Genomic DNA, 15,151 nt, shown 5'->3' on the forward strand with positions numbered 1-15,151 from the left:
TGTCATTCTCGCGCAAGCGGTTGAGTAAAGACGCGCCAGGACATCACCTCCGGCTTGGTCAGCCGGAGGTGAAAGACGCATGAACGCAGAAAGGGAATCAGGGCAACTGGTTGTATTTGCCTTTGTCGTCCCACTCGTACATTACGTAGTCGGAGACTTTGAGGTCGCCCTTCCCATCCCAGGACTTTTCACCCAGAACGGTAGGAACGGTATGGCTCTTGAGCCATTCGGAGGCGGCTTCGCCATCCGTGCTGCCGGCGCCCTTGAAGGCAGCCGCCACGGCTTGCAAAGAGGCATAGGAATACAGCGTGTAGCCTTCCGGCTCATAACCCGAGGCGCGCAGCTTATCGACGACGCTTTTACCGGCTGGGCTTTTCAGCGGATCGGCACCAAAGGTCATCAACACCCCCTTGGTATATTGCGGGCCACCGGCAGTCGTTACCATGTCAGCCGAGACGATGCCATCACCTGAAACAAACTTGGCGTTTACGCCCTGCTCTCGCATCTGGCGGACCAGCGGGCCAGCTTCGGGGTGCAGACCGCCAAAGTAGACGACCTCGGCCCCAGAGGAGCGAATCTTGGTTACCAAGGAGTTGAAGTCCTTCTCACCACGCGTCAGGCCTTCATAAAGCACTTCCTTCACGCCGCGCTTGGCCAGCTGAGCCTTCATGGCATCCGCCAGGCCCTGCCCATAGGCATCTTTGTCATGGATAACGGCCACTTTTTTTGCCTTTAGCGTATCCACAATGTAGTTGGCTGCCACGACCCCCTGCTGGTCATCACGGCCACACATGCGGAATACGCCTGCCAGACCGCGCTCGGTGATTTGTGGATTGGTTGATCCAGGCGTGATGGAGATTATTCCTGCCTCATCGTAAATCTCTGACGCTGGCAGCGTATTGGAGGAGCAGAAGTGGCCGATCACCGCCTTGACTCCTTCGGAATCGACCAAACGGTTAGCCACCGCTACCGCTTGTTTGGGCTCACAGGCATCGTCGCCCTGTACCAGTTTGATCTTTTCACCATTGATACCACCCGTGGCGTTAATGTCCTCAGCCGCCAGTGTTGCACCTTTCCAGAACTGCTCTCCATAAGCGGCGTTAGCGCCAGTAAAGGGACCTGCAACACCGATGATGATATCGGCCTGAGCCAAAGCGGAAAACGAAAGAGCTGAGCCAATTGCGAGAGCCAGAATGCCTTTTCTGTAAATCGTCGACATGGGAGATTTGCTCCAGAGGGTTAGGTTGGCCCTCTCAAACCAGCAATCCACATGCCAGCGCTCTGATATCGTTAAAAATCTTCAAAATCATAGGTTTTTTTAAAAAATCAGAGGATTTTGCAAGAAATCGGCGAAATGCTCCGCCAGCCTGCAACTAAAGCAGCGCTTGCCTATGTGTAAGGTCACTCACGAAGCATCGTTCAGGACAGCGAAACGGCCTAGATGCACTGTCCTGATCTTGTCATCCTCACCCCTTGCACCAATAAGTAACACTGCGAGTTACACCACAATTCGCAAACACTGCCCCGCATGATAAAGACTAAAACCTGCTTCGTAGAGCGGACTTCGCCATTGCCCTACTGGGTTGTGATCCCAGGGGACAAAGGGCATCGGTAGCACTTCGCTGTCACCGCTGCACAAGTAATGGGCAAAGGCCTTGCCTACAACGGTACCGGTCGTTACACCGCGCCCGTTATAACCGGTCATGGCGAGCAAACCGGGTGCCGGTTCGAACAGGCGCATCAGATGATCAGGCGTAAACGCGATGCATCCTGTCCAGGTGCATTCCCACTCGATCTTGCCAAGCGCAGGGAAATAATGCTGCTGAATGCGATCAGCCCAGGCCTCTATGAACCAGCCCGGACGGCTCGCCATATTGCCCAGGCTGCCCAGCAACAGGCGTCCCGCTGCATCGCGCCGGATACTGCTGAGCACCGTGCGAGTATCCCAGGAGCCCTGCGCGCCGGGCAGGATAAAATCGGCTTCGGGCCCCAACGGCCTGGAGGCGACCTGATAGTAATACCCCGGAAAGAATTGATTGCGCAGGGTAGTCCACTCGCCTTCGGTATAGGCGTTGGAAGCGATAAGCACCTGCTCGGCCAGCACGGCCCCCTGCCTCGTCACGACGCACCACTGTGAGCCCTGACGCTCAAGGCGAGTAACCGGTGACTGCTGATGGAGCTGAACACCCTGCGCTAATGCCGCGCGGGCCAGCCCAAGGCTGTAGCCCATCGGGTTGATCGTGCCGGCACGGCGATCCAGCAGCGCGCCGGAGACATGGGCGGTGCCACAGGCCTCGATGCAGGCAGTACCGGTCAGCAATTCAACCGGTGCGCCTCGCCGTTGCCACTGCTCGGCGCGGCGTTGCAGGTCAGCAAGGCCCTTGCCGTTATGCGCCATGTGCAGTGTGCCCTGGTGCTGCGCCTGGCAATTGATGCCGTGGCGCTCGATTAGGGAGAAGACCTCATAGGGTGCGTTCCCCATGACCTTGAGCAGCTTTTCCCCTACCGCGGGCCCAAGCGTAGCGACCGCCTCGTCCGGTGGAATCCACATACCGGCATTGACCAGCCCGACGTTACGGCCGGAACCGCCATGCCCCACTTCATAGGCTTCCACCACCACCACACGCCTGCCCTGCTCCGCCAGATGCAGGGCCGCCGAAAGCCCGGTAATGCCTGCACCGATGATGCAGACATCAGCCCTGGATTCGCCTTTCAAGGGTGGTGCATTGAGGGTATTAGGTGACAGGGTTTCCCACAGACATTGCTGGCGGAGCGGCATAGGTATTCCTTCACACAATGACGATATGAACCGTTAACCTTGAGGGTGAGGGTTTCGATGGGTATCGCCAGGGCCCAACCCATCCTACGAGACCGTCCCGGCAGTCCCGCATCAACACCCTACAAAACTACCCGGTAGGGTGGATTGAGCGCAGCGATACCCATCACTTAAATCCCACCTCAATCAAACACGATCCCCTGCGCCAATGGCAGCTCGCGGGAGTAATTCACCGTGTTGGTCTGGCGACGCATGTAGCTCTTCCAGGCATCGGAGCCGGACTCGCGGCCGCCGCCGGTTTCCTTCTCTCCGCCAAAGGCCCCTCCAATCTCGGCGCCGCTCGGGCCGATATTCACGTTGGCGATGCCGCAATCACTGCCCACCGCAGACAGGAAAGACTCGGCCTCGCGAATGTCCGTCGTGAAGATGCAGGACGACAAGCCTTGTGGCACCGCATTGTTCATGGCAATGGCCTCGCTGAATTCACGGTAAGTCATCACGTAGAGAATGGGGGCAAAGGTTTCAGTCTGCACCGACTCGCTCTGCTCGGGCATCTCGACGATAGCCGGAGAGACGTAGTAACCGTTCGGGTACTGGTCCGCCAGCTGACGCTCGCCACCAAAGACCACACCGCCCTCACCCTTGGCCTGCTCCAGGATGCCCTGCATGGCCTGAAAGCTCTGTGCGTCGATCAGCGGACCGACCAGATTGCCTTCCAGCGGATGGCCGATACGCACCTTTGCATAGGCAGACTTCAAGCGTGTCGCCAATTCATCCTTGATGGATTCATGGGCAATCAAGCGGCGCAGTGTGGTGCAGCGTTGACCGGCCGTACCCACAGCGCTGAATAGGATGGCGCGAACTGCCATGTCCAGATCGGCACTGGGACCAACGATCATGGCGTTGTTGCCGCCCAGCTCCAGCAGCGAACGGCCAAAGCGAGCCGCCACACGTGGCCCCACTTCACGACCCATACGGGTGCTGCCAGTGGCGCTGACCAAGGCCACGCGTGGATCATCCACCAGCGCTTCACCGCTGGTTCGATCCCCTACGATGACCTGGCTCAGGTAATCCGGTGCATCGCCAAAGGCTTTGACGGCGCGTTCAAACAGCGCCTGACAGGCCAATGCCGTCAGCGGCGTTTTTTCCGAAGGTTTCCATACCACAGAGTTACCGCAGACGATGGCCAGGGCGGTGTTCCATGACCAGACCGCCACCGGGAAATTGAACGCACTGATCACGCCCACGACGCCCAGCGGGTGCCAGGTTTCACGCATGTGGTGACCGGGACGCTCAGAGGCGATCGTCAGGCCATACAGCTGGCGGGACAGGCCGACGGCGAAGTCGCAGATATCGATCATTTCCTGCACTTCACCCAGCCCCTCCTGAGTGATCTTGCCCGCTTCCCAGGACACCAGCTCGCCCAGGTCGGCCTTGTGCTTGCGCAGCTCTTCGCCCAGCAGGCGGACCAACTCACCGCGACGTGGCGCCGGTACGGCGCGCCAGGCCTGGAAAGCCTTGTCGGCCCGGGTGATCTTTTGCTCCACCTCGGCGGCGCTTTCCAGCGTGACAGCGCCAAGCTGGCTGCCGTCGATAGGTGTGAACACGGCATGGTTGCCGTTCTGGTAAAGGCTTGGGTCAACGCCGAGACGGCTGAGCAGTGCATCAATCATGGCTGGCTCCTTAGGTCATTATGGGTTCAGTATTGGCCGAGAAGCGGCTGCTCAACAAACGACCTTTGCTCGGTTTATCATTCCTTTTTTTCATGAACGTTCTGCACGCAGCCTTAAACCTGCGCGCTGACTCAGGTTGGAGCTGTCATGTCCCGTCGCCACATACCCTCGATCACCGCCATGCAATGTTTCGAGGCCGTGGCACGGCACCTGAGCTTTACCCGTGCCGCCGAGGAGCTGAACCTGACCCAGAGCGCGGTGAGCAAGCAGGTGGCTCAGCTCGAAGAACAGCTGGGCCATCCGCTTTTTCGACGCGTACGCCAGCGGTTGCAGATGACTCCAGCCGGCTCGCTGTACCTGTCTGAAGTCACCAAGATTCTCACGCAGATCGAGATGTCGACCCATTACATGCGCTCCTATGGAGGTGAAACCGAGGTGCTGCGTGTAGCAACGCCTCCGACCTTTGGCGAGCGCTGGCTAATTCCACGTTTAAAAGGCTGGCGGCTACAGCATCCGATGATCCACCTGGACGTGCGTCATGAGGTCAAGAATATGGATGTCAACGAGCCGGCCTGTGACGTGGCACTGTTCGCCGGCCAGGGACGCTGGCCCGGTGCTGAATGTATTCCGTTGATGACTGAGGACATGGTGCCGGTCTGCGCACCCGGTCTCTGGCCCGAAGGGCACCTGAGCGATCCGACGCAGCTGGCCGATTACATTCTGCTCCAGAATGCAGCTCGCCCCGAGGCGTGGCACGAATGGTTCCAGAGCCAGGGCCTTCACACTGAACACAGCTACCACGGGCCGCGCTTCGACACCTTTACCATGTGCATCCGCGCGGCGCAGGTGGGCTGCGGTGTCGCCCTGGTGCCACGCTTTCTGATCGACGAGGAGCTGGCCGAGGGTAAGCTGGTCATTGCCTGGCCGCACAGCATGACCAGCCCACATACGTATTATCTCGGCTATCCCGAGCATGCCGCGGAAGTCCCCAAGATCCGAAAGTTCGTCGCCTGGATACGCGAGCGGATCGATACGCCTACCGTTTGAGTAATGCCGTTATTGGCACGGAGGTGTTGTGAAGGCCTTGAATGAGGCCGGGACAGAATGGGCCCAACGCACATCACCCCCGGCTCAAAAACCACTCCAGGTCCACCGGGTCGCCCGGCTTGAGCTGCAGGCGCTGACGCAGATCGTCGAACAACGGATCGTAGTCGTGATGCCAGGAAAAGACGCAGGCCGTACGCGGCGCCAGTCCATAGCCCCGCAGGCGGCGGCTGATCACTGACAGAAAATTGCAGGCCACATCGCGGCGCAACTCGAACGTTTCGCGGACGGTCTGCTCACCTACTGTACCGTTGAGGTCGAACCTTACGACCTGTTCGCGCGACGGAGGCGTCACCTCATAGGTCAGGCTCAGGCGAAAGGCTGGCTGTTGCGGGTTACCCAGCCGCTGCACGTCAAGACGACCCGGCTCGTACATGATTTTTACTCCTCCCGCCGCTTGGCAGATTGCGTTCACATCAGACCGTTTGGCGGTCTTCTGGCTAGCGTAATGGATCTGCACGGCCAAAATATGCGCCGCAGAGCACTTCATTGCTTCAGGTCAATCCACAACGATCTATTGAGGCATTGATCTCCAATAGCGCGTGTTCAAACAATCGTTCGTCTCCTTGATCCAGGTCATTAGCCATTTTTCCTGCAGGTTCCTAATAGGCTCAAACCCGTAAGGAAATGCCGTCATGACCACAGCACAAACACAACAGTTAAGGCTGGGCGCGCTGACTGCCCTCGTCGTGGGATCGATGATCGGGGGCGGCATTTTTTCACTGCCGCAAAACATGGCCCAAAGTGCCGGCGCGGGCGCCGTGCTGATCGGCTGGGCCATTACCGCTGTCGGCATGCTGACCCTGGCCTTCGTTTTCCAGACCCTCGCCAACCGTAAGCCCGAACTGGATGCCGGTGTCTACGCCTACGCCAAGGCAGGGTTCGGTGACTACATGGGCTTCTCTTCCGCCTGGGGTTACTGGATCAGCGCCTGGCTCGGCAATGTCAGTTACTTCGTGCTCCTGTTCAGTACGCTGGGCCTTTTCGTTCCGGCGTTTGGCGAGGGCAACACGCCGCTGGCCATCCTGTGTGCCTCGGCCGTCCTGTGGGGCGTACATTTCCTGGTCCTGCGCGGTGTACATGAAGCCGCCTTCATCAACCTCGTTACCACAATCGCCAAGATCGTTCCGCTGGTGATGTTCATCGTGCTCGCGGGCGTAGCGTTCCGTCTGGATATCTTCACAGCGGACTTCTGGGGCACACCGGATTCAGGCAGCGTCATGAACCAGGTGCGAAACATGATGCTGGTGACTGTGTGGGTCTTCATCGGGATCGAAGGCGCCAGCGTGTATTCCGCACGTGCCGAGAAACGCCGTGATGTGGGTAAGGCAACCGTGATCGGCTTTCTTGGCACGCTGCTGTTACTCGTGCTGGTCAACGTCCTGTCGCTGGGCGTCATGAGCCAACCGGAACTGGCCGGACTCAAGAACCCCTCCATGGCAGGCGTACTGGAGCATATCGTTGGTCATTGGGGTGCGGTATTGATCAGCGTAGGGCTGGTGATCTCGTTAGCCGGGGCCTTGCTCTCCTGGACATTGCTCTGCGCCGAGATTCTCTATGCCGCCGCCCGCGACAACACCATGCCGCGTTTCCTGCGCAAGGAGAACGCCAACCATGCGCCCAGCAATGCACTGTGGCTGTCCAATGGGCTGATCCAGCTGTTCCTGGTGATCACCCTGTTTGCCGCCAGCACTTACACCAGCCTGCTGTACCTGGCCACCTCCATGATTCTGGTGCCGTACTTCTGGTCGGCGGCCTATGCCCTGCTGATCGGCGTACGAGGCGAGTCCTACGAGGCCGCCTCCCGTGAACGCAGCAAGGACCTGATCATTGCCGTCATTGCCATCCTCTACAGCGCCTGGCTGCTCTATGCCGGCGGCATGAAATACCTGCTGCTTTCCGCCCTGCTCTATGCCCCTGGCGCAATCCTGTTCGCCAAGGCCAAACACGAGCTGGGCCAGCCCGTTTTCACCGCTGTTGAAAAACTGATCTTCGCCGCCGTCGTGCTGGGCGCTGCCATAGCAGCCTACGGTCTGTACGCCGGCTTCCTGACCCTGTGACAAGGAGAACAGACATGACCGTTAACTCAAGCCCGCTCGGCGTGCATTCGGAAGTCGGCAAACTGCGCAAAGTACTGGTCTGCTCGCCCGGACTGGCCCATCAGCGCCTGACCCCCAGCAATTGTGACGACCTGCTGTTCGACGATGTGATCTGGGTAAATCAGGCCAAGCGCGATCACTTCGACTTTGTCACCAAAATGCGTGAGCGTGGGGTGGAAGTGCTGGAGATGCACAATCTGCTCACCGAGACCGTGAAGAATCCCGAAGCGCTGAAGTGGATTCTGGACCGCAAGATCGTACCTAATCAGGTCGGCATAGGCTTGGTCAACGAAACCCGTGCCTGGCTCGAAAGCCAGGAGCCCCGCCATCTGGCCGAATTCCTGATTGGCGGTGTGTCCGGTTCGGACCTTCCCGACACCAGCGGCAGTGAGATGGTCAAGATGTTCCGGGATTACCTGGGCCACTCCAGTTTTGTGTTACCGCCCTTGCCCAACACCCAGTTCACCCGTGATACCACCTGCTGGATCTACGGCGGCGTCACGCTGAATCCGATGTTCTGGCCAGCCCGTCGCCAGGAAACACTGCTGACAGCGGCCATCTACAAGTTTGCTCCGGAATTCGCCGATCAGCACTTCAACATCTGGTATGGAGACCCAGATGTGGACCACGGCCTTGCCACCCTGGAGGGCGGCGACGTCATGCCTATCGGAAAAGGCATATTGCTGATTGGCATGGGCGAGCGCACCTCGCGGCAAGCCATTGGCCAACTGGCGCAAAACCTGTTCAAGGCAGGCGCAGTGGAGCGGATCATCGTGGCCGGCCTCCCCAAATCCCGTGCGGCCATGCACCTGGATACCGTGTTCAGCTTTTGCGACCGCGATCTGGTCACTGTCTACCCGGAAGTGGCCAATGCCATCGTGCCGTTCAGCCTGAGGCCGGATGAAAGCAAGCCGGGCGGTATCGACATCCGCCGCGAACCCAAACCCTTCCTCGATACCGTGGCCGAAGCGCTGGGCCTCAAGGCGTTGCGCGTCGTGCTGACCGGTGGTGACAGCTACGAAGCTGAACGTGAGCAATGGGATGACGGCAACAATGTGGTCGCCCTGGAACCCGGCGTTGTGATCGGCTATGACCGCAATACTTACACCAACACCCAGCTACGCAAGGCAGGGGTCGAAGTCATCACCATCAGCGCCAGTGAGCTTGGCCGGGGCCGGGGCGGCGGCCACTGCATGACCTGCCCGATCGTACGTGACCCTGTCGATTACTAGTCCTACCCGCCCCTACCGGAACCTCAGGAGAATTCACATGGCTTTCAACATTCGCAACCGCAACCTGCTCAGCCTGGCCCACCATACTCCGCGGGAGATCCGCTACCTGCTGGACCTCGCCCGCGACCTCAAGCGCGCCAAGTACACCGGCAACGAGCAGCAGCACCTCAAGGGCAACAACATTGCCCTTATCTTCGAAAAGACCTCGACCCGCACCCGCTGCGCCTTCGAAGTAGCCGCCCATGACCAGGGCGCGCACGTCACTTACATCGACCCGACCTCCTCCCAGATCGGCCACAAGGAGACCATGAAGGACACCGCCCGTGTGCTTGGCCGCATGTATGACGCCATTGAGTATCGCGGCTTCAGCCAGGAGACGGTGGAAGAGCTGGCCAAATATGCAGGCGTGCCGGTGTACAACGGCCTGACCGATGAATACCACCCCACCCAGATGCTGGCCGACGTGCTGACCATGCAGGAAAACAGCGACAAACCGCTGCATGACATCAGCTACGCCTACCTGGGCGATGCACGGAACAACATGGGCAACTCACTGCTACTGATTGGCTGCAAGCTGGGCATGGACGTACGCATCGGCGCGCCAAAGGCCTTGTGGCCACACGAAGATTGGATCAAGGAGTGCAAGGCCATCGCCGAGGAGACTGGCGCACGCGTTACATTGACTGAAGATCCCAAGGAAGCGGTTCAGGGCGTCGACTTTGTGCATACCGATGTCTGGGTGTCCATGGGCGAACCCGTGGAAGCCTGGGGTGAGCGCATTCAGTTGCTCCTGCCTTACCAGGTCAACAGCGAGCTGATGAAGGCGACCGGCAGTCCACGGACCAAGTTCATGCATTGCCTGCCTGCCTTCCATAACGCTGAAACCAAGGTCGGCAAGCAGATTGCCGAAAAATACCCGCACCTTGCCAATGGTATCGAAGTGACTGATGACGTATTCGAGTCGCCCGCCTCCATAGTATTCGAGCAGGCAGAGAACCGGATGCATACCATCAAGGCCGTTCTGGTCGCTACTCTCGCTGACCTGTAAGGAGTCGCACCATGCGTATCGTCGTCGCTCTGGGGGGTAATGCCCTGCTTCGCCGAGGCGAACCCCTTACCGCTGAGAACCAGCGGGAGAACGTCAGGATCGCCACCGGGCAACTGGCCAAGATCGTGGACGGCAACGAGCTGGTCATTGCTCATGGCAATGGCCCCCAAGTCGGGCTGTTGGCCCTGCAGGGTGCGGCCTATACGGACGTAAGCCCCTACCCCCTGGATGTGCTGGGCGCGCAGACCGAAGGCTCCATTGGCTACATGATCGAGCAGGAGCTGGGCAACCTGCTTCCGTATGAGGTGCCGTTCGCCACGCTGTTGACTCAAGTAGAGGTGGATGCTGCCGACCCAGCGTTCCAACATCCCACCAAACCCATCGGCCCGGTCTATAGTCGGGAGCAGGCCGAACAGCTCCAGGCGGAAAAGGGTTGGACCATTGCCGCAGATGGCGACAAATTCCGCCGCGTGGTAGCCAGCCCCCAACCCAAACGCATCTTCGAGATTCGCCCGATTAAGTGGCTCCTGGAAAAAGGCACCATTGTCATTTGCGCAGGCGGCGGCGGGATTCCCACCTGCTATGACCACCACGGACGCCTGAAAGGTATCGAGGCGGTCATCGACAAGGATCTCTGCTCATCCCTGCTGGCGCAGGAGCTGGACGCGGACCTGCTGGTGATTGCCACTGACGTGGACGCAGCCTATATCGAATGGGGCAAGCCCGACCAGAAAGCGATTGCCCAAGCCCACCCCGAGGCCTTGGAAGCGCTCGGGTTCGCGGCAGGCTCCATGAGGCCCAAGGTCCAGGCGGCCTGTGAGTTTGCCCGTAAGACCGGGAAGACGGCTGCCATCGGCTCGCTGTCGGACATCGAGGCCATCACGCAGGGTCGCGCCGGAACACGGGTCACAGTGGAGGCGGAGGACATCCTGTATCGATAAACCCTACAGAAACGAAAAGGCCCGGATAAACCGGGCCTTTTCATGAGCGGAGCACTCAGCTGATGGTCATCAGGCTAGCGTTACCGCCGGCTGCTGCGGTGTTGACGCTTACCGCGCGTTCGATAAGCAGACGCTCCAGCGGAATCGCGGTTTCGCCCTGGGACAATCCCTGAACGCCCACGATCGGACCGCTACGCTGGGCTGCCTGCTGGCAGACCTGACGCAACTGATCGGAGTCACCGTGATGCAGGATGGCATCGAAGTGTTCCTCGTCCTTGGTCCAGTCGGACGTCGTTTGGATACGAGCCTGAACAGCCTTGGGCAAACGACCACGCAACGCACGGGACAGATCGTTCTGCACCCACAGCGCGGTGCTGCCGACTGCCAGTACCGCTGCCAGCTGGGCCATCAGATCCGTCTCGTCATCCGCCAGACAGAGCACACGCTCACGTGGCAGCAGGCTGTAGGTGTTGCGCTCACCCGTCGGACCGGCCAGCAGGCGAGTCACACCGCTGACGGTCTGCCTGGCGAATGCCTGGCACAGCTCGGCCAAATCGGTGTTGTTCTGCTCGCTTGCCCACTTCTGCAACGCTTCGAGCGGCTTGCCCTGACGCTGTTCCATTTGGGTACGCAGGGTCAGGTCAGACGGACTTTCCTGATCGTCACGGGCAAACGCCTGGGCCACTCCGTCTACCGGACGGGTAGACAGGAGGCGGTACAGGTACACCGGACCACCGGCCTTTGGACCTGTACCAGACAGGCCTTCGCCACCGAAAGGCTGCACGCCGACCACTGCGCCTACCATGTTGCGGTTGACGTAGAGGTTACCGGCCTGAGCCTTTTCCACAACCTGGGCAATGGTTTCGTCGATGCGGGTATGCACACCCAGCGTCAGGCCATAACCCGTAGCGTTGATCTGATCCATCAGGCGGTTCAGGTCCTGACGGGCATAACGCACCACGTGCAGCACCGGACCGAAGATTTCACGCTCCAGCTCATCCAGGCTTTCCAGCTCGATCAGCGTTGGCATTACAAAGGTGCCGCGATGGGTCGCGCCATCGTTGTTGCGTGCAATCTGGTAAACCGTACGGCCTTTGGCGCGCATACCCTGGATGTGCTTGTCGATGTTGGCCTTGGCTTCGGCATCGATCACCGGGCCGATGTCTACGGGCAGGTTATCCGGATTGCCGATGCGGCATTCAGCCATCGCGCCCTTGAGCATCTCAAGAATGCGATCCGCCACGTCTTCCTGCACACACAGGACGCGCAAGGCGGAGCAGCGCTGACCGGCGCTGTCGAACGCTGATGCCACGACGTCGGTTACCACCTGCTCGGCCAGTGCCGAGGAATCCACGATCATTGCGTTCTGGCCACCTGTTTCAGCGATCAGCGGAATCGGACGGCCATGGGCATCCAGACGACCGGCAATGTTGCGGGAAATAATGTTGGCGACTTCGGTCGAACCGGTGAACATCACGCCTTTCACACGCTCATCGCTGACCAGTGCCGAACCTACGGTATGGCCCTGGCCTGGCAGCAATTGCACCACGCCTTCCGGCACACCGGCTTCCAACAGGATGCGAACAGCCTGAGCTGCGATCAGTGGTGTCTGCTCGGCAGGCTTGGCCAGTACGGTGTTACCCGCCGCCAGCGCAGCCGCGACCTGACCGGTAAAGATCGCCAGCGGGAAGTTCCACGGGCTGATGCATACGACCGGACCCAGCGGACGGTGGGTGTCATTGGCGAAATCACGACGCACCTGGGCGGCGTAATACCGCAGGAAGTCGACCGCCTCACGCACTTCGGCAATGGCGTTGGCAAAGGTCTTGCCGGCTTCACGAACCAGCAGGCCCATGAGTGGCTGAATTTGCGCTTCCATCAGGTTGGCCGCGGTTTCGAGCACGGCGGCACGCTGGTCCGGCGGCGTGGACTGCCAGATCGGTGCAGCGGTCAATGCACTGTTCAGCGCATTGTCCACGTCCTGGACGCTGGCGTTCTGCACATAACCCACCACGTCACGGTGATCGGCTGGGTTCTGGATGGCCTGGGGAATGCCTACTTCAGCCGGGCAGCCCAGCATGGGCGCTGCACGCCATTCGGTGTTGTTACTATGTAACAACGCACCTGACAACGAGCCCAGTCGATGCTCATTGGCCAAGTCAATACCGCTGGAATTCAAGCGGCCTTCGCCATACAGCTGGCTGGGCAGCGGAATGCGTGGATGTGGCAGGCCTAATTTGCCTTCTTGTGCTGCGATCTGCTCGATCGTCACGACCGGATCGGCCACCAGCTCTTTCAGGGAGATGGAGTGGTCGGCAATACGGTTGACGAACGAGGTGTTCGCGCCGTTTTCCAGCAGGCGACGCACGAGGTAGGCCAGCAGGGTTTCATGCGTTCCCACCGGCGCATAGATACGGCATGGGCGGTTCAGCTTGCCATCGGCCACCTTGCCGACGACCTGCTCGTACAGCGGCTCGCCCATGCCGTGCAGGCACTGGAACTCGTATTGCCCGGGATAGTAGTTCTGACCTGCGATCTGGTAGATCGCCGCCAGGGTGTGGGCGTTGTGGGTAGCAAACTGTGGGTAGATCGCCTCTGGCACCGCTAGCAGCTTGCGCGCACACGCCATGTAGGACACATCGGTATACACCTTGCGGGTGTAAACCGGATAACCTTCCAGACCTTCAACCTGGGCACGCTTGATCTCACTGTCCCAGTACGCGCCTTTCACCAGACGGATCATCAGACGGTGACGGCTGCGGCGCGCCAGATCGATCACATAATCGATCACGAATGGACAACGCTTCTGGTAGGCCTGGATGACAAAACCAATCCCGTTCCAGCCAGCCAGGCTGGACTCGAAGCACAGGCGCTCCAGCAGATCGAGGGAAATTTCCAGGCGATCAGCTTCTTCGGCATCGATGTTGATACCGATGTCGTACTGCTTAGCCAGCAGGGTCAAATTCAGCAGGCGCGGATACAGCTCGTCCATGACGCGCTCGTACTGTGCACGGCTGTAGCGCGGATGCAGGGCGGACAGCTTGATAGAGATGCCCGGGCCCTCATAGATGCCACGGCCATGAGAGGCTTTGCCGATGGAGTGAATGGCCTGCTCGTAGGACGCCAGATAACGCTGGGCGTCTTCTTCAGTCAGGGCCGCTTCACCCAGCATGTCGTAGGAGTAGCGGAAGCCCTTGGCTTCAAGCGCGCTGGCATTGGCCAGGGCTTCGGCAATGGTTTCGCCGGTGACGAACTGCTCGCCCATCAGGCGCATCGCCATGTCCACACCCTTGCGGATGACCGGCTCGCCGCTTTTGCCGATGAGGCGATTGAGCGAGCTGGAAAGACCCGCCTCGTTGTGGGTGGAGACCAGCTTGCCCGTTAGCAACAGTCCCCAAGTCGCTGCGTTGACGAACAGTGACGGGCTGTTGCCCAGGTGTGGCTGCCAGTTGCCCTTGCTGATCTTGTCGCGGATCAGGGCATCACGGGTGCCCTTGTCCGGGATACGCAGCAGCGCTTCGGCCAGACACATCAGCGCCACGCCTTCCTGGGAAGACAGAGAGAATTCGCGCAGCAGGCTCTGGACCATGCCGGAGCGGCCACCAGCGCCCTTCTGGTTACGTAGCTTTTCAGCAATGCTGTACGCAAGCTTGTACGCGGCATCGGCAGTAGTTGCAGGGAGACGCGCCTGCTCAAGCAGCATGGGCACCATCTCTTCTTCCGGACGGCGATAAGCGGCCGTCACGGCAGAGCGCAGCGCAGACTGCGGCAGAATGCTTTCGGCAAATTCAAGGAATGGCTGATAGACCGGATCAGCCAAGGCTTCTACTACTTCGTTGTCACCTTCGCCCAGTCGTGCTGCAATATTCTGCAACTCGTCGACACTTACACCTTTTTCCAATGTTTCCAGGTACGTGTAGATTGCCTGTTTGATCAACCAATGGGGTGTACGGTCGATAAGGCGAGCGGCCTCTTTCAAACGTTCACGGGTGGCTTCGTCGAGTTTCACGCCTAGCGTAGTAGTAGTTGCCATTGAACAGCCTTTTTAATTGGAAGTGCTACACGGTGGCGGCAAGCATAGAGGCTACCTCTGCATGGTGCAACCAGGTGCAACCCAGGAAACCGACAAAGGCGCAACCGTCTGTCTCTTGACCGCCGGAAGACGCCGTCCCATCTCGTTAGAACCTGTCTACATCAAGGCTTCAAGCCTACCAGTACAAAATAGCCTGCTCACTCTTGCGTTATGTTGATTTGCCGCTTTTATGCTGAGTCGGACGA

At 59.5% G+C, this 15,151-nt stretch carries 10 protein-coding genes; 5 read left to right on the forward strand and 5 right to left on the reverse strand.

What is annotated here, in order from left to right; all coding sequences use genetic code 11:
• Positions 1–97 precede the first annotated feature (97 nt).
• From QWJ10_RS13615 to QWJ10_RS13625, 3 genes are all read right to left on the reverse strand, one after another.
• A complete protein-coding gene (locus tag QWJ10_RS13615) occupies positions 98–1,219 on the reverse strand; it encodes a branched-chain amino acid ABC transporter substrate-binding protein (RefSeq protein WP_010795895.1) in 1,122 nt (373 codons plus the stop codon).
• Between the two features lie 279 nt (positions 1,220–1,498).
• The gene (locus QWJ10_RS13620) at positions 1,499–2,779 is read right to left on the reverse strand and encodes an FAD-binding oxidoreductase (RefSeq protein ID WP_289927109.1); all 1,281 of its coding nucleotides are present in this window, start codon (positions 2,777–2,779) and stop codon (positions 1,499–1,501) included.
• A 179-nt stretch (positions 2,780–2,958) separates the two neighbouring features.
• Positions 2,959–4,449, reverse strand: coding sequence for an aldehyde dehydrogenase family protein (locus tag QWJ10_RS13625; protein WP_289927112.1), 1,491 nt, complete (start codon positions 4,447–4,449; stop codon positions 2,959–2,961).
• Between the two features lie 147 nt (positions 4,450–4,596).
• Between QWJ10_RS13625 and QWJ10_RS13630 the strand changes: the two genes are divergently transcribed.
• On the forward strand, positions 4,597–5,496 hold the full coding sequence (locus QWJ10_RS13630; protein ID WP_289927114.1) for a LysR substrate-binding domain-containing protein: 900 nt from the start codon (positions 4,597–4,599) through the stop codon (positions 5,494–5,496).
• 73 nt (positions 5,497–5,569) lie between these two features.
• On the opposite strand, the gene QWJ10_RS13635 is transcribed toward QWJ10_RS13630, so the two are convergent.
• The gene (locus tag QWJ10_RS13635) at positions 5,570–5,929 is read right to left on the reverse strand and encodes a DUF5064 family protein (protein WP_289927115.1); all 360 of its coding nucleotides are present in this window, start codon (positions 5,927–5,929) and stop codon (positions 5,570–5,572) included.
• Between the two features lie 259 nt (positions 5,930–6,188).
• Here QWJ10_RS13635 and arcD point away from each other — a divergent pair, with 259 nt between their 5' ends.
• Genes arcD through arcC form a run of 4 tightly spaced genes read left to right on the forward strand, consistent with a single transcriptional unit; the run spans position 6,189 to position 10,873 of the window.
• Positions 6,189–7,613, forward strand: coding sequence for an arginine-ornithine antiporter (gene arcD / locus QWJ10_RS13640; protein WP_289927117.1), 1,425 nt, complete (start codon positions 6,189–6,191; stop codon positions 7,611–7,613).
• Between the two features lie 14 nt (positions 7,614–7,627).
• Entirely contained in the window at positions 7,628–8,884 is a 1,257-nt protein-coding gene (arcA, locus tag QWJ10_RS13645) for an arginine deiminase (protein ID WP_122041541.1), read from the forward strand.
• A 37-nt stretch (positions 8,885–8,921) separates the two neighbouring features.
• Entirely contained in the window at positions 8,922–9,932 is a 1,011-nt protein-coding gene (locus QWJ10_RS13650; RefSeq protein ID WP_197872533.1) for an ornithine carbamoyltransferase, read from the forward strand.
• Between the two features lie 11 nt (positions 9,933–9,943).
• Complete coding sequence (gene arcC / locus QWJ10_RS13655) at positions 9,944–10,873, forward strand: carbamate kinase (protein ID WP_289927122.1); 930 nt, start codon at positions 9,944–9,946, stop codon at positions 10,871–10,873.
• A gap of 55 nt (positions 10,874–10,928) precedes the next feature.
• Here the strand turns inward: arcC and putA are convergent, their stop codons facing one another.
• Positions 10,929–14,906, reverse strand: a complete 3,978-nt coding sequence (gene putA / locus QWJ10_RS13660; protein WP_289927125.1) for a trifunctional transcriptional regulator/proline dehydrogenase/L-glutamate gamma-semialdehyde dehydrogenase — start codon at positions 14,904–14,906, stop codon at positions 10,929–10,931.
• Between the last annotated feature and the right edge of the window lie 245 nt (positions 14,907–15,151).

The organism is Pseudomonas sp. WAC2, assembly GCF_030403525.1.
GTDB lineage: Bacteria > Pseudomonadota > Gammaproteobacteria > Pseudomonadales > Pseudomonadaceae > Chryseomonas > Chryseomonas luteola.